Annotated in this window: 11 protein-coding genes; 8 read left to right on the top strand and 3 right to left on the bottom strand. The window is 69.8% G+C overall.

Going from position 1 to position 17,116, the window contains the following annotated elements; genetic code table 11:
- Positions 1–193 precede the first annotated feature (193 nt).
- Both QMK34_RS27900 and QMK34_RS27895 read left to right on the top strand, forming a co-directional pair.
- Positions 194–1,441, top strand: coding sequence for a glycosyltransferase (locus QMK34_RS27900; protein ID WP_326417455.1), 1,248 nt, complete (start codon positions 194–196; stop codon positions 1,439–1,441).
- Positions 1,438–3,534 (top strand): ArnT family glycosyltransferase, encoded by a 2,097-nt coding sequence (locus tag QMK34_RS27895; RefSeq protein WP_326417454.1) that lies wholly within the window; start codon positions 1,438–1,440, stop codon positions 3,532–3,534. The genes QMK34_RS27900 and QMK34_RS27895 overlap by 4 nt, the downstream gene beginning before the upstream one ends.
- Positions 3,535–3,662: 128 nt before the next feature.
- Here QMK34_RS27895 and QMK34_RS27890 read toward each other — a convergent pair whose 3' ends face one another.
- Positions 3,663–4,544, bottom strand: coding sequence for an SGNH/GDSL hydrolase family protein (locus tag QMK34_RS27890; RefSeq protein WP_326417453.1), 882 nt, complete (start codon positions 4,542–4,544; stop codon positions 3,663–3,665).
- A 118-nt stretch (positions 4,545–4,662) separates the two neighbouring features.
- Positions 4,663–5,292 (bottom strand): class I SAM-dependent methyltransferase, encoded by a 630-nt coding sequence (locus QMK34_RS27885; protein WP_326417452.1) that lies wholly within the window; start codon positions 5,290–5,292, stop codon positions 4,663–4,665.
- Between the two features lie 69 nt (positions 5,293–5,361).
- Here QMK34_RS27885 and folC point away from each other — a divergent pair, with 69 nt between their 5' ends.
- Together folC and QMK34_RS27875 are read left to right on the top strand one after the other, a co-directional pair.
- The gene (gene folC / locus QMK34_RS27880) at positions 5,362–7,071 is read left to right on the top strand and encodes a bifunctional tetrahydrofolate synthase/dihydrofolate synthase (protein ID WP_326417451.1); all 1,710 of its coding nucleotides are present in this window, start codon (positions 5,362–5,364) and stop codon (positions 7,069–7,071) included.
- Positions 7,072–7,136: 65 nt separating this feature from the next.
- On the top strand, positions 7,137–7,496 hold the full coding sequence (locus tag QMK34_RS27875) for a DUF4233 domain-containing protein (protein WP_326417489.1): 360 nt from the start codon (positions 7,137–7,139) through the stop codon (positions 7,494–7,496).
- A 71-nt stretch (positions 7,497–7,567) separates the two neighbouring features.
- Here the strand turns inward: QMK34_RS27875 and QMK34_RS27870 are convergent, their stop codons facing one another.
- Positions 7,568–9,985: a penicillin acylase family protein gene (locus QMK34_RS27870; protein ID WP_326417450.1), complete on the bottom strand. Its 2,418-nt coding sequence runs from the start codon at positions 9,983–9,985 to the stop codon at positions 7,568–7,570.
- Positions 9,986–10,134: 149 nt separating this feature from the next.
- On the opposite strand from QMK34_RS27870, the gene QMK34_RS27865 reads away from it, so the two are divergent.
- From QMK34_RS27865 to QMK34_RS27850, 4 genes are all read left to right on the top strand, one after another.
- Entirely contained in the window at positions 10,135–11,691 is a 1,557-nt protein-coding gene (locus QMK34_RS27865; RefSeq protein WP_326417449.1) for an alkaline phosphatase D family protein, read from the top strand.
- A gap of 55 nt (positions 11,692–11,746) precedes the next feature.
- The gene (ndk, locus tag QMK34_RS27860) at positions 11,747–12,157 is read left to right on the top strand and encodes a nucleoside-diphosphate kinase (protein ID WP_326417448.1); all 411 of its coding nucleotides are present in this window, start codon (positions 11,747–11,749) and stop codon (positions 12,155–12,157) included.
- 67 nt (positions 12,158–12,224) lie between these two features.
- Positions 12,225–12,986 (top strand): maleylpyruvate isomerase family mycothiol-dependent enzyme, encoded by a 762-nt coding sequence (locus tag QMK34_RS27855; RefSeq protein ID WP_326417447.1) that lies wholly within the window; start codon positions 12,225–12,227, stop codon positions 12,984–12,986.
- Between the two features lie 450 nt (positions 12,987–13,436).
- On the top strand, positions 13,437–16,811 hold the full coding sequence (locus tag QMK34_RS27850) for a phosphodiester glycosidase family protein (RefSeq protein WP_442785234.1): 3,375 nt from the start codon (positions 13,437–13,439) through the stop codon (positions 16,809–16,811).
- Positions 16,812–17,116: the final 305 nt, after the last annotated feature.

Genomic DNA, 17,116 nt, shown 5'->3' with positions numbered 1-17,116 from the left:
GGTCGCTGTGTGTTCATGTCCGCCAGGACAGGCGGCCGGGCTGATTCCCACGATCGAGTGAAATCGATCTTCTCATGCTTTTCTGAGGTTTTCCCGAAGCTCCTTTCACGCGCGACCGGATTACTGACGTCGACGCCGTGCACAGTGCCGTGCCCGCAGCGAATTCGGACAGGTGCGAGCGAACGGAGCGAGGATGTCGCGCAGCGTGGCAGGAGAGGCGGGTCAGGAAGCCGCCGTCCGCCGGTCGACCACGACGGTCGACATCATCATCCCGGTCTATAACGAGGAACGGACGCTACCCGGCTGTATAGCGGTGCTCGGCGAGTACCTCACCGGCGATTTTCCCTTCGAGTGGACCGTCACCGTCGTCGACAACGCCAGCACCGACGGCACCTGGGCGGTCGCGAACTCGCTCAGCGAGCCGGGCGGCCGCATCCGCGCCCTGCACCTGGACCGCAAGGGCCGGGGGCTGGCGCTGCGCGAAGCGTGGGGGCGCAGCGAGGCGGACGTCGTGGTCTACATGGACGTCGACCTGTCCACCGGCCTCGACGCCCTGCTGCCGCTGGTCGCGCCGCTGGCCAACGGGCATTCGGACCTCGCCATCGGCTCCCGGCTCGCCCCGGGCGCGCGGACCCTGCGCGGGCCCAAGCGGGAGTTCATCTCCCGGACGTACAACTCGCTGATCCGGCTCACCCACGGTGCGCGGTTCTCCGACGCCCAGTGCGGGTTCAAGGCGGCCAGGGCGGACGTCATCCGCCCGCTGCTCAAGGCCGTGCGCGACGACGCCTGGTTCTTCGACACCGAACTGCTCCTGCTCGCCGAGCACAACGGCCTGCGGGTGCACGAGGTGCCGGTCGACTGGATCGAGGACACCGACAGCCGCGTCGACGTTGTGAGCACCGCCCGCGACGACCTGCGCGGTCTGCTCCGGGTCGCGCGGGCGAAGGCCTCCGGCGCCGCGCGGGTCGACGACCTGCCGCAGCGCCCGCAGCCACGTGCCATCCATCCCGACGCCGTGCTGGGCCGCCGGGAAGGCGGGCTGTCCTGGCAGGTGCTGTCCTTCGCGGTGATCGGCGTGCTGTCCACTGTGGCCAATCTCGCGCTGTACGCCCTGTTCCGGCAGGCCTGGCCGTTGCTGGTGGCGAACCTGGCCGCGCTGCTGATCACGACGTTGTTCAACACCGAGGCCAACCGGCGGTTCACCTTCACCACCCGGCGCCGCTCGTCCGGCCGGGTGCACGCACAGGGCTTCGTCGTGTTCGCCGCCTACTACGTGTTCACCTCGGGCGCGCTGCTGGTGCTGCACAGCTTCGCGCCCGATCCCTCGCGCGGCCTCGAACTGGCCGTGCTCCTCGTTTCTTCGCTGATCGGCACCGCCGGTCGCTTCCTGCTGCTCCGCGGCTGGGTGTTCCGCGACCAGAACGGAAAGGAAACCGCATGACCGCCGCTACGGACGGCACCCGGCTGACGCCCGCACGGACCGGGGGGACGGCGACCCCGCCGACCGGCGGCGCGAGCCGGGCCCAGGCCTGGGCACTCGTCGTTATCTGCGTGCTGGCCGGCCTGCTCTACGTGTGGGCCATCGGGTCCAGTGAGTACGGCAACACCTACTACTCCGCTGCGGTCAAGTCGATGACCGAGAGCCTCGGCAACTTCCTCTTCGGCTCCTTCGACCCGTACGGCGTGGTGACCGTCGACAAACCGCCCATGTCGCTGTGGCCGCAGGTGGTTTCGGTGTCGGTCTTCGGCTTCCACAGCTGGTCGCTGCTGCTGCCGCAGGCGATCGAAGGGGTGGCCGCGGTGTTCTTGCTGCACCGCACGGTGCGGCTGTGGGCTGGTGAGAACGTCGCGTTGCTCGCGTCGCTGATCTTCGCGATCACCCCGATCACGGTCGCCATCAACCGCGACAACAACCCCGACACGCTGCTGGTGCTCCTGATGGTGGCGTCCGCCTACGCCTTCACCCGGTCGGTCCGCACCGCAGACGCCCGGAACCGGACGAAGTGGCTGCTGCTGTGCGCTTTCTTCGTCGGCTGCGGGTTCGTCACCAAGATGATGGCGGCGTGGATCATCCTGCCCGGCCTGGCACTCGCGTTCCTGATCGGCAGCACGAGCCCGCTCAAACGCCGGATCACCGACCTGCTCGCCGCGGGCGGCGTCGTGCTCGTGTCCTCTTTCTGGTGGACCGCGCTGCACGATTTCTGGCCCGGCGACAAGCCGTACATGGGCGGCAGCACCAACGGCAGCGCGTGGGAACTGATCTTCGGGTACAACGGCTTCGGCCGGCTCTTCGGCGAGGGCGAGCGGCCGGGGGGCGGCGCCCCGCCCGCGGGTGCGGACATCCCGGCCGGGATGGGCACGCTGTTCGGCGGTGGTACCGGGATCACGCGGATGTTCTCCGCGGAGGTGGGCGGCCAGATCTCGTGGCTGCTCCCGCTGAGCCTGCTGGTGCTGGTCTTCGTTTCGGTGACCGGGATCCGGCGGCTGCGGGCGAAGGCGCCCGGCGATCCCGTGCGGCGCGCGGGCTGGTTCCTGTGGGGGAGCTGGCTTGTGGTGACGGCGCTGGTGTTCAGTTTCGCGCAGGGCATCTGGCATCCGTACTACACGACGATGCTGGCCCCGGCGATCGCCGCTCTCGCGGCCGCCGGAATCGTCCTCCTGTGGCGGAAGTACCGTGACGCCAACGGTTTCGAGTGGACCCTGCTGCCGCTGGCGGTCGCGGTCACCGCGGTCTGGGCGTACGTGCTGATCTCTCGCGACACCGCGTGGAACGGCTGGGCAAGGTGGGCCGTCGTCGGCACCACGGTCGTGGCACTCGCCGGGTTGGTGCTCGGCAGGCTCGCCCCGCGACGGCGTCAGGCGCTCGGCCGTCCCGCGTTCGTGGCCGGGCTGGTCGCGATGCTGCTCACCCCGGCGGTCTGGTCCGTGTCGGCGGCCGGTCACACCATCAGCGCGATGCCCTCGGCGGGACCGGCGACCGCGGGCTTCGGCGCGTTGACGCGCGGGGAGCTGCCCGCCGGAATGAGTCTTCCCGGTGGCGCTTCGCGCGCGCCACAAGGGGGCGGCGGTTTTGGTGGCGGTTTCGGCGGAGCCGAGCTGAGCGCGGAGAACCGCAAGATCCTCGACTACGCCATCAAGAACGCCGGCGACGCCGAGATCACCCTCGCCGTCGAGGGCGGCGCGATGGCGGCGTCGCCCTTCATCATCGGCAGCGACGCGACGGTCATCGGCATGGGCGGCTTCCTGGGCTCGGACAACGCGCCGTCGGTCGACCAGCTCCAGCAATGGACGACCGCGGGCAACCTGAAGTTCGTGCTGGCCACCGCACGAGGCACCGGCGGTCGCGGCCGTGCGGCAGGCGGCATGGGCGGCATGGGCGACATGGGCGGCGAGGCGCAGCAGCAACGCTCGGCCTGGATCGAGCAGCACTGCCAGGTCGTCGCCCCCGCCGCCTACGGAGGTGCCCCGGCCGCCCCCGCGGAGCAGTCACCGATCCCGGGCCTCGGCGGCTCGACGCTCTACTCCTGCCACTAGTCCACTGGTCCCTGAAGGCCACCATGACGGCGTTAGACGCCGTCAGGCCCGTCGCCGACGAGGCGACGGGCCTTTGGGGACACAGTGGCCTTCAGGGACACAGTGGCCTTCAGGGCAATTCGCGTGGACTAGCGGAGCTGCGCGTAGAGCACGGCGGCCATCCCGGCCATCCCGACGGCGAACGGGTGGTAGGCCGCGGCGGCGAACACGTTGGTTCGCTGGCCGTTGATCCACGCGGCGCCGTCGCGCGCGCAGGCGTCGTGCCCTGCCGACGGGCCCCAGGTGTCCACATAGGACGAATTACCGTCGGCGGTCACCGCGTTCGCGATCGCGGTGTTCAGCGCTTCCTCGACGCTGTTGAGCCAGGCGTAGTCGCCGTCGGCGAAGGGCAGGACGTCCGGGCAGTACCCCGTCTCCGGTGCGATCCGCGGGTAGCCGACGGCGACCACGGTCGCGCCGGGTGAGCGCTCGTGGATCCCGCGCAGCACCGCTTCGACGTTCTTGCCGGTGGTGACGATGGCGGCCTTCACGGTGTCCACGCCGTTGGTGGTGAAATGCCGCTCGCAGGGGTTGCCGGTCGGATCAGCGGAGCGCAGCGCCGGGCAGGTCGCCACGATGCTGCCGAACACGCTGGAGTCGTTGCCGCCGATGCCGAGCGTCACCAGGTCGGTGTCCACCTTCAAGGCCGTGAACTGCGCGGGGTTGCGGCCGCCGAAGGGCACAGCCTGCGGCTGGGTCATGTTCGTCGTGTCGGCGCCGCCGCAGCTGACGTCGGTGTAGGTGCGCACTCTGAGCGCGCCGGCGAGCACGGACGGGTAGTTGCCGGTCGACCGTCCGCAGCCCAGGGGATTCAGGCGCTGGAACGGAATGAAGGGGCCGGAGGTGTACGAATCTCCGAGTGCGACGTAGGTGCGGTAGCCCTCGGCCGGAGCGGCGGAGGCCGTGAAGGTGGAGGCGGTCAGCAGGACTGCCGTCGAGGCGACGGCGAACAGTGTCCGAGCGGTACGCATGAAAACCCCGTTCTTCCCGAGCTGAAAATTCGTGTACTCCCTTCACGTTGAGCCAGCCGGGATCGCGCTGCCTGCCGCCAACAGAGTGGTCGAAACCACCTTTCACCCATGCGTGGTGTCACAACGGGTGACTGTCATCTTGCTTACGGTAGGTGATCAGGTAGCGCCAGAACAGCAGTGTCCGGACCGTGCTCCCCGGCAGCAGCCGGGCCGATTCCCGGCGTACCTCGGACATCGGCGGGTACTCGTCCTTGATCGGCGGCCGCAGTGCGGGGTCCGCGCCGCCGTTGAGCCGCTCACCGGCGTGGACGACCAGCCTGGCGACGACGTTCACCGGCACCGCGGCGATCCAGCGCGCGTAGTCGGCGGGGCTGCTGGGCCTGGCGAGGCCGAGCACCGCGAGCACCCCGCCCGGGGCCAGCGCGTCACTCAGCGCGGTCACCGTGTCGAAGGGCAGGTGATGCAGGGACGCGATGCAGGAGATGAACTCGTAGTTCCCCTCCACCAACTGCCCGGCGGTGACGTCGGCCTGCCGGTAGGCGATCTTGCCGGGGCCGGGCGAACCCGCCGCCCGCGCGGCCTCGATCATCAGCCCCGAGGCGTCGAGCGCCTCGACGTCCAGCCCCGTCGCCGCGAGCCGACGGGCGAACCGGCCGGTGCCGCAGCCGACGTCCAGCGCCGTGCCCGGCCCCGGCGGCAGGAGCCCCAGCAGCAGCGGGTGGTAGTGGTCGTTGTGACTGAACGGCATGCGTCGAGAGTGCCAGGAAACCCGCACGTAGACTCGGCCTCACAGCAGACTTGACCGAGGGAGTTTTTAGTGCCGCGTGGTGAGTTCGGTGGCTCGGAAGACGAGACCACGGCACCGGAGCCCGTGAAGCGGCCGGATCTGGCCGATCTGGACAGCTTCGCCGGTGTCGACGAGCTCGGTGAACGGTCCTACGACAACTTCGACGACGGCAGCTCGGACGACACCGATCCCGAGCTCGACGCTCCCGACGCCGCGTTCTCAGCTGGTGGCGGTTCGCGTGGCGGCATCGGCGGGATCGGGCAGCTGGGAGACAACCTCGCGACCGGCCCGGTGCCGGACCTGTCCGTGATCCCGGACGAGCAGCTCCACGAGCTCGACGACCAGGGCGAGCAGGCCGAGCAGACCGACCCGAACGGCGGCCAGGCGCGCCGCGAGCTGATGGCCGTCGAGGCGGAGCTCAACCTGCGCTGGCCAGAGACGAAGCTGGAGCCCTCCCTCACCCGGATCGCCGCGCTGGTCACCCTGCTGGGTGAGCCGCACCGCGGATACCCGGTGCTGCACGTGGCCGGGACCAACGGCAAGGGCTCCACCACCCGGATGATCGACGCGCTGCTCACCCGGATGGGTTTGCGCGTCGGCCGTTACACCAGCCCCCACCTGCAGCTCGTCACCGAGCGCATCGCGCTGGACGGCGCCCCGATCTCCGCCGCCGCGTACGTCGACCTGTACCGCGACGTCGCGCCGTACGTGAACATGGTGGACGCCGCGGGCGGCCCGGACGCGGTGCCGATGAGCAAGTTCGAGGTCCTCACCGGCATGGCTTTCGCCGCCTTCGCCGACGCGCCGGTCGAGGCCGCCGTCATCGAGGCGGGCATGGGCGGGGCCTGGGACGCGACCAACGTCGCGGACGGCCAGGTCGCCGTCATCACCTCGATCGGCGTCGATCACGTCGAGTTCTTCGGCAACGACCCGGCGAAGGCCGCCGCCGAAAAGGCCGGGATCATCAAGCAGGGCAGCGTCGCGGTGATCGCGGAGCAGAGCCCCGAGGTGCTGGCCGTCCTGATGGACCGCGCGGTCGAGATGGACGCCAGCGTGGCCAGGGCCGGCAGCGAGTTCGGGGTGCTGGAGCGCGAGGTCGCCGTCGGCGGTCAGCTGCTCAAGCTGCAGGGCCTCGGCGGCGTGTACGACGACATCTTCCTGCCGCTGCACGGTGCGCACCAGGCGGCCAACGCCGCGCTCGCGCTGGCCGCGGTGGAGGCGTTCTTCGGTGCGGGCAAAGACAAGCAGCTGGTCGTCGAGGCGGTGCGCGAGGCGTTCGCCGAGGTCGAGACCCCGGGCAGGCTGGAGCGCGTCCGCGCGGCGCCGACAGTCCTGCTCGACGCGGCCCACAACCCGCTCGGCGCCCGCGCGCTCGCGGCGGCGGTGTCGGACGAGTTCGCGTTCCGCCGGCTGGTGGCGGTCGTCGGCGTGATGGCGGAAAAGGACGCGCGCGGCATTCTCGACGCGCTCGAGCCGGTCGTGTCCGAGGTCGTCGTCACCCGCAACAACTCGGACCGCGCGATGCCGACGGACGAGCTGAACGAGATCGCCCTGTCCCTCTTCGGTGAGGACCGCGTGTTCGCCGAGCCGAGCCTGGACGCCGCGATCGAGACGGCGATCGCGCTGGCCGAGCAGAGCGAGGACCCGGACGAGCCGCTGGCCGGTGGCGGCGTGCTGATCACCGGTTCGGTCGTCACAGCGGGCGAGGCGCGGACCCTGTTCGGGAAGGAGCCGGCGTGAGCGAGCAGCCGGAAACCGAGACCCAGCCCGAGGCCACTGCGGTGCGCCCGCCCGCGAAGGACCCGATGAAGTCCTTCCGCGGGGTGATGTCCGGGACGCTGATCATGGAGGCCATCACGGTCGCGCTCGCGCTGCCGGTGGTCAACCGGATCGGCGGCGGGATCAGCACCGGCACCGGACTGGCGGTGATCGCCGTCGCGGTCGCGTTCATCGGCTGCTGCGTGGTCATCAAGCGGCCGTGGGCGGTGCCCGTGGTGCTGGTGCTGCAGCTGGTGCTGATCGGCTTCTTCGTCACCCTGCCCGCGATCGCGATCCTCGGGTTCATCTTCCTGGCCGTCTGGCTGTGGCTCCTCTGGCTGCGCCGCGACGTCGCCCGCCGGATGGCCGCCGGGACGTTGCCGAGCCAGCAACAGCCGCAACCCTGAGTGTCATGAGTGTCATGAAAGGGTCTTTCAGGGCAATTTTTGCCCTGAAAGACCCTTTCATGACACTTTCGTCAGCGGAGCCGGACCACCCGCAGCGCGGGTGAGCGCAGGATGTCGCCTTCGCAGAACCGCCCCCGCACCCACTCGCCGCGCGAGAACTTCTTCGTCTGGTCGGCGAAGTAGGGCGAGGTCGGGTCCGTGGACTGCGAGTAGGTGAGCAGCGTCGACGTGTCCGGGCAGGACTGCCCCTCGAAGCCGACCACCTGCACGAAACTCGTCCCGTGCACGATCTCGACGTTGCCACCGGGGGACTGCCAGACCGGCGTCGTCACGTTGAGCACGCCGACCGCACCCGGCGCGCCGTGGATCGGGATGCGTTCGCCGTTGCGGGTGACGGCCTGGTTGTCCCGCAGTCGCCCGTCGAGTGGCACGCCCGCCGCGTTCAGTTCCGCCACCGCGTCACCGAAAGCCTGCCGCACAGCCGGGTTCGCGACGTTCAGCGTGTTCGGCGTGGTGACCGGCTTGGCCGGGTCGAAGGGCACCGACCACGGGCCACCCGGAACCGTGCCCAGTTTCAGCACGAACCGTTCGAACAGCAGCGATCCGCGACTGTCCAAAGTGTAGTGATGGTCCCACTTCGCCAGTGCCGCGCAGGCGGGCCCGACGTCGACCGGGCCCTGGGCCGAAGGCGCTTTGCCGCCGGGGAACGCGGCGCACATCTTCGCCGTGTCGGAGGCCGCGAGCTCGGCCGTCCGGCTGCGGTCGCCGAACAGGGTCTGTTTCATCGACGAGGTGGTGAACCCGCCGTCGCGGATGCCCTCCTCCGCGGTGATCAAGGCCTCGCGGGTGCGTGCCGAGCGCGGGGTCCCGATGTCGCCGACGACCCGCGGGTAGCCGGTGATCGGCGCGTCGGCGTTGGCCAGCCACGAGCTGTCGTTGGTGTTGAGCGTGTAGTCGCGTCGTTGCTGCAGCGGCAGTTTCGCCGGGGAGAACAGGCCGGGCTCGATCGAGTCCGGATCACTGCCCCAGCCGCAAGACGTCCTTGAACCGTCCAGAATGGACAGTCCGGTCGAGGGGAACAGGGCGCGGCCCAGCGGGGTCCCGCAGCCCGTTGCCTGCTGGTCGGTGACGTGCGGGACGACCTGGATGTCGCTGTAGAGCGCGTTCCCGGCCCGGTCGGTGCCGATGGTGTTCACCCAGGGCAGGCCTTGGGTGCTCTTCAGCGCGTCGACGAGGTCACCCGTGCTCTGTGCGCGGTTGAGATCGAACCAGGCGTTGAGGACACGCATGTTCGTGGCGTTCGCGTCGCGCAGCGAGTGCGCCGAGGTGGTCGTCCACGGCAGCGGGATCCCGGCGAAGGAGCCGACGATCGGGCCGTACCGCGTCGAGTACAGCGTCCGCCGTTCCTGCTTGAGCTCGCCGCCGGGCTGCTTGACCTCGACGCTGACGGTCTGGCTCGTCATCTTCTCGGCCTTGCCGTCGACGAGGTAGCTGCGCTGGTCGCCGGGCACCAGCGGGACCTCGAACAGGCCGAACGGGACCGAGGTCGACACGGTGTGCGTCCAGGCCGCGTTCGCGGTGTGGCCGATCGAGATCAGCGGGAGCCCGAGCAGGCTGCCGCCCGAGACGTCGAACTCGCCGGGGATGGTCAGCTGCGACTGCCAGAACCGGCGGCCGCCCTGCCACGGGTAGTGCGGGTTGCCCAGCAGCACGCTGCCGTGGCCCGAAGCGGTGCCGTCGGCGCCGACGGCGATCCCGTTGCTGCCCAGCTCGCCGTCACCGTTCCGGCTTTTCATGCCGTCGGCGATCCTGGCCACGGTGCCGGGGGTCGCGGCCACCGGAGCGGCGCCGGGGGAGGGTTTGGCGTCGACGATCTCGTCGGCGGCCCCGCCGACCCCCGCGATCGTGGTGACCGCGTAGACGTTCCGGTAGACGTCGAGGTCGGTGATCGGCCGCAACCACGCGGCGCCGTGGCAGGCCGGGTCGGTGATCCCGTCCGGGCCCTTCTCGGCGAGGTAGCGGTTGTAGCCCTGGACGTATCCGGAGATGATGTCGCGCACCTCGCGGCGCGGGCCCATCGGCGCCGGCTGCGCGACGAGCCGCTCGACCACGCCTGAGTCGTTGATCTGCTGGAAGTGCAGGTCGCTGGTCAGGTTGGTGGAGGCGTCGCTCAACGCGGCGTTCCCGGTGCCGCCCGGCCCGAACTCGGCGGACCGGCGGGCCGCCAGGGTGAGGTAGCCGTTGGCGAGCTCGCAGATGTTGTCCTTCGCGACCGCGTAGCCGTACCCGTAGCCCAGCCCGCCGAAGTCCTTGGCGAGGATGTGCGGGATGCCCTGTTCCGTGTAGCGGAGCAGCGCGCGGGCGCCTTGCAGGCCGTCGGGCGAGTCCCGTGCGGCCGAAGCAGGTGTCGTGCTCAGCGAGGCCACGGCCAGCACCGTCGCGAGCAGCGCGGGCAAACGCTTGCGTGATGACTTCAGGGTGTCCTCCAAGATCGTTCGACCTTTTCCCAAGGTAGTCAGCCGCAGGTCACCGCGGCCAGTGCCGAACGGGCACGGTCGTTGTCGCACGGGGCAAGTCGTTAAGGCCACCGCAATCCGGAGTTGGCCTCCCGGACGTGGCCGCGGGATACAACCGCGCCATGACCGAACCGATCCGTCCCAGCCGCCGCACCCTGCTGCGCGCCACCGCCCTCGGCGCGGGCGCGCTGGCCACCGGGGTGCTGGGGGCCCCCTTGGCCACCGCGGCCCCCGCACTCGTCCGCCGGGATCGGCCGGTGCTCACCCACGGCGTCCAGTCCGGCGACGTCACCACCAGCTCCGGCATCGTGTGGACCCGCGCCGACCGGCCGTCCCGGCTGATCGTCGAGGTCTCCCGCGACGAGTCCTTCCGCCACGCCCGGCGCCTGTGCGGGCCGGTGCTCGGCCCGGACACCGGCGGCACCGGCAAGCTCCGCGTCCCCGGCCTGCCGCCCGGCAGCGACATCCACTATCGCGTCACCGCCGAGGCACTGGACGGCCGCGGCCACAGCGAGCCGTTGACCGGCTGTTTCGCCACCGCGCCGCTCGGCCGCGGCGACGTCCGGCTGGTGTGGTCCGGCGACGTCGTCGGGCAGAACTGGGGGATCAACCCCGAGCACGGCATGACCATCTTCTCCGTGATGGCCGACCGGCGCCCGGACGTCTTCCTGCACAGCGGCGACACCGTCTATGCGGACGGCCCGCTGACCGAGACCGTCGCGCTGCCGGGCGGGCGGACCTGGCGCAACGTCGTCACGCCCGAGAAGTCGAAGGTCGCCGAGACGCTCGACGAGTACCGCGGCCAGCACGCTTACAACCGGCTCGACGAGCACTTCAAGCGCTTCGCCGCCTCGGTGCCGAGCTACGTCCAATGGGACGACCACGAGGTCGTCAACAACTGGTATCCCGGTGAGACCCTCAACGACCGTCCCGAGTACACCGAGAAGCGGGTCGACGTCCTTTCGCCGCGCGCGTTCCAGGCGTTCCACGAGTGGCACCCGATCGACCGCCGCCAGGCCGTCGACGGGCGGGTCTACCGCAACTTCCGCTACGGCGGCCGCGTCGAGGTCTTCGTGCTCGACATGCGCACCTACCGCGACGCCAACACCTCCGACCGGACCAAAGCGGGCCACATCCTCGGCGACAAGCAGGCCCGCTGGCTCGTGGACGCCTTGAGCCGCAGCACCGCGACCTGGAAGATCATCCAGGCGGACATGCCGATCGGGCTGGTCGTGCCCGACGGCAAGGACATCGAAGCCGTCGCGAACGGCCTGCCCGGCAAGCCCGGCGGGCGGGAGACCGAGCTCGCCTGGGTGCTGCGGGAGATCTCGCGACGCCGGGTGCGCAATACCGTCTGGGTGACCGCGGACGTGCACTACACCGCGGCGCACCACTACTCACCGGATCGTGCGGCCGTCGGCGACTTCGACCCGTTCTGGGAGTTCGTCTCCGGCCCGCTCAACGCCGGGGCGTTCGGCCCGAACACGCTCGACCCGACGTTCGGCCCGGAGGCCGTTTTCGTGCACGCGCCGCCCGCGGCGAACACGTCGCCCGCCGACGGCTACCAGCACTTCGGCGAGCTGAACGTCGACGGTGCGAGCGGCGCGCTGACCGTCGATCTCCGCGATGCCACCGGGGCGTCGCTGTGGACCAAGACCCTGCAGGCAGAAGGGCGATAGGTCCGGATAGGCTCGGCCCCCGTTAACACGTATTAACCCGAGGAGAACTACCGTCGTGACTGAACGCACGCTGGTCCTGGTCAAGCCCGATGGCGTCGCGCGCGGGCTGGTCGGCGAGGTCATTTCGCGGATCGAGCGCAAGGGCCTCAAACTGGCCGCGCTGGAGCTGCGCACGGTCGAGCGCTCGATCGCCGAGGAGCACTACGCCGAGCACAAGGAGCGCCCGTTCTTCGGCGACCTCCTGGAGTTCATCACCTCCGGCCCGCTCGTCGCGCTGGCGATCGAGGGCGAGCGCGCGATCCCCGCGTTCCGTCAGCTCGCCGGTGGCACCGACCCGGTTGAGAAGGCCACGCCCGGCACCATCCGCGGTGACTTCGCGCTGGAGACCCAGTACAACCTGGTGCACGGCTCGGACTCGCCGGAGTCGGCCGAGCGCGAGCTGAAGCTCTGGTTCCCCGAGCTCTGATCGCTTACGGGTTCGGGGGCGGCGGGTCCGCCCGTCACCCCCGAACCCCGGCCGCCGGGAGGCACCGTTGACTGCCCTGCCGTTGCCCGCCCCCGACTACCTGCCGCAGCTGAGGCGGTTGACCGGTGAGTTCGCCGAAGTGCTGCGCATCGCCGACGCGGGCGCCCCGGTGCCGTGCTGCGGTGACTGGCGGCTGCGAGACCTCGGCGTCCACCTGGGGAACGTGCACCGCTGGGCGGCCGAGGTCGTCCGCACGGGGGAGGTGCGGCGGCAAGCGTTCGAGGCCGACCCGGCCGACGGCGACCTCGTGAGCTGGTACGACGAGAGCGCGTCGGTCCTGCTGTCCGTGCTGGACGCGGCCGAGCCGTCGGATTCATGCTGGCACTTCGGCGCCACGCCGAAGGAAAAGGCGTTCTGGTTCCGCCGCCAGGTCCATGAGACCGCAGTGCACCTGGTCGACGCCTCCCGCGGCGCCGGGCTCGAACCCGCGCTCGATCCGCTGGTGGCCGCGGACGGCGTGGACGAGGTCATGCGCGCCCTGCTGCCCAAGATCCGCCGCTGGTACGCCCCGCCTGAGCTGACCGCGACGCTGCTGCTGCGCGCGACGGACACCGGTCACGCCTGGCTGATCGCCCCGGCCGAAACCGTGGACGACGTACCGGTGGCACGACTGGTCGACACGGCTGACGCGGCCGCCACGGTCGAGGGCTCCGCGTCGGCTCTCCAGCTCCTGCTGTGGAAGCGGCACACGACCGCCGGTTCCGGCGTCCGGATCAGCGGTGACACGCGAGTGGCGGAAAGCTTCCTCAGCGCCCCGCTCACGCCCTGACGTGCCTTAGAACGCGTCTGAGAACTGACGTAGCAGCCGCCGCTCGAAGCCTCGGGCACCTGTCCTTCAAAGCCGCTTACCCTCCACAAAGGACGGAAAGTCCACCCATTCGCCCGTTTCATACCGCTATGACCGTTTCATGCGTGCCCCTGAAGGCCACCATGACAGCGTTAAACGCCGTGAAGGCTCCCATCAGGGCACACGGCAAACCTGGGGTCGCGACTGAAGGGGACTTACCTCGACTCAACCTCGCAAAAGTCCCCTTCACCAGAACAGACCGTGTGAAAGTCCCCGTCAGTCACGCGGCCCTCGGCGCCAAACTGGACGACATGACATCAGTTTCCGGACGCCTTCTTAGTCCGTTCGGTTCACATTCACCCGCAGGTCTTCTCCCGGTGACGTCCGTGCGTTGTGCTGGACGCAGTCATTCACTGGATACTGGGGTAACTTGTGAGAAATTCACGTTTCGTCGTCCCGCTCGCCGCCGCCGCGCTCTTCGGCGCCCTGCTGACGGCTCCCGTCCACGCCGACCCGCTCGCCGCGCCGCTGGGCCCGCCGCCGGTCGAAGCCGCCCCCGCGGCCTCCTCCGCGCATGAAGGGCCCGTCACCTTCGCCGCCGGCCCTGCCGCCGCCCCCGACGATGGCCTGGTCACGAGCAGCGCGACCTCGGCTGTCGCGCCGGGGCTCAACCTCACCGAGTTCGACCGGTACGACCCGCAGGGCTGGATCCGCGGCGACACCCTCGCCGTCGATCTGACCAGCAAGGTGCTCAAGCCGACCTACCTGACCCCGGGGACGGTCTCGGCCAGGACCCCGCTGTCGCAGCAGGTGGCGCGTGCCGGCGCGGTCGCGGGGGTGAACGGCGACTTCTTCGACATCAACGCCACCGGCGCGCCGATCGGCGTCGGCATCGACCACGGGCAGCTGCAGACCGCGCCCGCGGGCGGGCACAACCTCACCGCGTCGATCACCGACGAGGGCAAGGCCCGGCTGGCGGAGGTCTTCCTCCAGGCCACGGTGACACTGCCGGACGGGCGGGCCGTCCAGGCTTCGAACTTCAACAGCCCGGTGCTCGACGGCGACGCGATCGGTGTGTACACGCCACTCTGGGGCGGGTCCTCACGGCGGACGTCGGTCGCGGGTGCGCGGCGGGTGGCGGAGGTCGAGGTGCGTGACGGCGTCGTGGCGCAGATGCGCACCGACCCCGCGGACGGGCCGATCCCGGCGGGCAGCACCGTGCTGCTGGCCAGGGACGGCGGCGCGGACACCCTCGCCGCACTGCGGCCGGGGGACCGGATCGGCGTCGCGTACGCCCCGCGGACCGACGCGGGCAAGATCGCCGTTGCCGTGGGCGGCAACGAAATCCTCCTCAAGGACGGGCAGGTCCAGCCGGTCGACAACGTGGCGATGCACCCGCGGACCGCGGTCGGCTTCTCCGCCGACGGGACCAGGATGTGGCTCGCCACCGTCGACGGCAGACAGGCCGACAGCCGGGGCATGACCGAGCTCGAGCTGGCGCGGCACCTGAAGTCGCTCGGCGCGGATGACGCGATCAACCTCGACGGCGGGGGCTCCTCGACCCTGCTGGCGAGGGAGGAGGGCGAGCAGGCTCCCGCCGTGCACAACTCCCCTTCGGACGGTGGGGAACGCTTGGTGCCCAACGGAATCGGCGTCGCGACGGTGCCCGGCAGTGGCAAGCTGACCGGCTTCGCGCCGCGTCCCGCGCAGGACACGCGCAACGCGTCGCGGGTGCTGTCGGGGTTGTCGCGCAAACTGGTCGCCGACGGGCATGACGAGACAGGCGCCGCTGTCGCCGCGCAGCCGCGGTGGAGCAGCTCGAACCCGTTCCGCGGTTCGGTGACGAACGGTGTTTTCAGCGCCCACAAGGATTTCCTGCGGCCGGACGCGCGCGCTGACGTCGAAGTCACCGCGAGTCAGGGGCGGGTGCGTGGCAAGATGACGCTGAACGTGCTGGGCGCGCCCGTGCGGCTGGGCACGAGCACCGAGCAGGTGGCGCTGTCCGGCTCGGGCGCGCGCGGCTCGTTCCAGGTGTTCGGCTACGACGCCGACGGGTACGGCACCTGGGTCGAACCGGATGACGTCAAACTCGACTACGACCATTCCGTCGTCCGGGTCGAGCCCGCCGCCGACGGATTCGCCGTGACGGCACTGACCGCGTCGGGCGCGTCGGCGATCACCGCCACGGTCGCCGGTTTCACCACGCACCTTGCTGTTTCCGTCGGCACGGAACGGCGTGTCGCCGCTTCGCTGGACGGACCGGCGGGGTGGGCCGCGAGCGTGTTCCCCGCTGTCGTCGGTGGCGCGCTTTCCGAGGCGCCGGGCCATGATGGCGGCAAGGGACTCGCGCTGGACTACCGTCTCACCGGCACCAACGCGACGCGTGCCGCGTACGTCAACGCCGCGACCCCGCTCGCTGTCCCGGCCGGGACGCAGAAGATCGGGCTGTGGGTCAACGGCGACGCCAAGGGCGCCTGGCTGCGGGCCGAACTGCGGGATCCGGCGAACGTACCGTCTATTGTGGACTTATCGCTGAGCGTGGACTGGACCGGCTGGCGCTACGTCACGGCGTCGATTCCGGCCGGACTGGCCGCCGGTCAACGACTCAGCCGGTTCTACGCCGTGGAGAACGTGCCGGACCAGCAGTACGAGGGGCGGCTCGTCTTCGACGACCTCACCTTCGAAGTGGCTCCCTCGACGCCCGTTCCCGCGGACCCGGCCGTGCACGACCCGGCGTTGATCACCGACGGGACGGCGACGGGCGGCCTGCGGATCGCGGTCGTCAGCGACGCGCAGTTCACCGCCGACGATCCCGCCGGGCCCCTGGTCGCGCAGGCACGGCGCGCGCTGCGTGAGGCCGTCGCCGCGAAGCCGGATCTCGTGCTGATAAACGGCGACTTCGTCGATCGTGGCACCACCGCCGACTTCGTGCTGGCGCGTTCGGTGATCATGGACGAGCTCGACGGCAAAGTGCCGTGGTACTACGTGCCCGGCAACCACGAGGTCGACGGCGGGCATGGCATCACCGAGTTCCAGGCTGCTTTCGGCCCGACGCACCGGGTGGTCGACGTGCACGGGATCCGGCTGGTGCTGATGGACTCCTCCCGAGGCACGCTGCGTGGCGGCGGGTTCGATCAGATCCGGATGCTTCGGGACGCGCTCGACGGTGCCAAGGCCGACAGCTCCATCCGTGGTGTCGTGGTGGCGATGCATCATCCGGTGCAGGATCCGAGTCCCACCGGGAATTCGCAGCTGGGTGATCGTAAAGAGGCCTCGCTGCTGACGGACTGGTTGACCGGGTTCGAGCGGGATTCCGGCAAGTCCGCTGCTTCCATCGCTTCTCATGCCGGGGTTTTCTCACTGTCGCGTGTGGATGGTGTTCCTTATCTGGTCAACGGGAACTCCGGTAAGGCGCCTGCCGCCGCTCCTGGGGATGGGGGGTTCGTGGGGTGGACTCTGGTTCGGGTTGATCCTGGTGATCGGGCTCAGCCTGTTCGGTTCGAGACTCGTCCCAACGTCGATTCCCTTGTTGTGACTGGGCCTTCGGAGGTTGCTCGAGGGGGTTCAGTGGATGTTCGGGCTGCTCTTACTCAGGGTGGGCGGGTTGTTCCGGTTTCCTATCCGGTCAGTGCTGACTGGGTTGGTGGTTGGGGTACTCATATTGCTGGGGTTTTTCCTTCTGCTCCTTGGGATGTTGCTTCTTATGATCCTGCTTCTGGGGTGCTTACTGGGCTTCGGGTTGGGGTTGCTCGGTTGAGTGTTGTTGTCAATGGGGTTGCTCGGGGGTTGGTTGTTCGGGTTCGTTGATCTCTCGTCCTCCCTCGTTTCCCTCGGTTCCCTCGTTTCAAACGCGGCTTCGCCGGGGCGTGGGAGATCAGCGCTCCAGTGGTCACGTGCCGCTTCTCTTGGCAGCGCCGATCCCCCACGCAGCGGGTTCCCTTGGCAGGCTTGGGTTTCTGGTCGGTTGTTCTTTGTGGACTTGGGTGGATTTCACCCGATTCAGCGATGACCTCGAACACATGTTCGGGTATTCTGAACCCTATGACCTACTCCACCCACATCGCCGCCATCGGGAACATCCGGGCCGCGATCGCTCGGCTGCAAGCCGACGA

Source organism: Amycolatopsis sp. H20-H5 (assembly GCF_035828755.1).
Classification (GTDB): Bacteria; Actinomycetota; Actinomycetes; order Mycobacteriales; family Pseudonocardiaceae; genus Amycolatopsis.
Note: the sequence above shows the minus strand (reverse complement) of the source record. Positions and strands in the feature narration are given on the sequence as shown.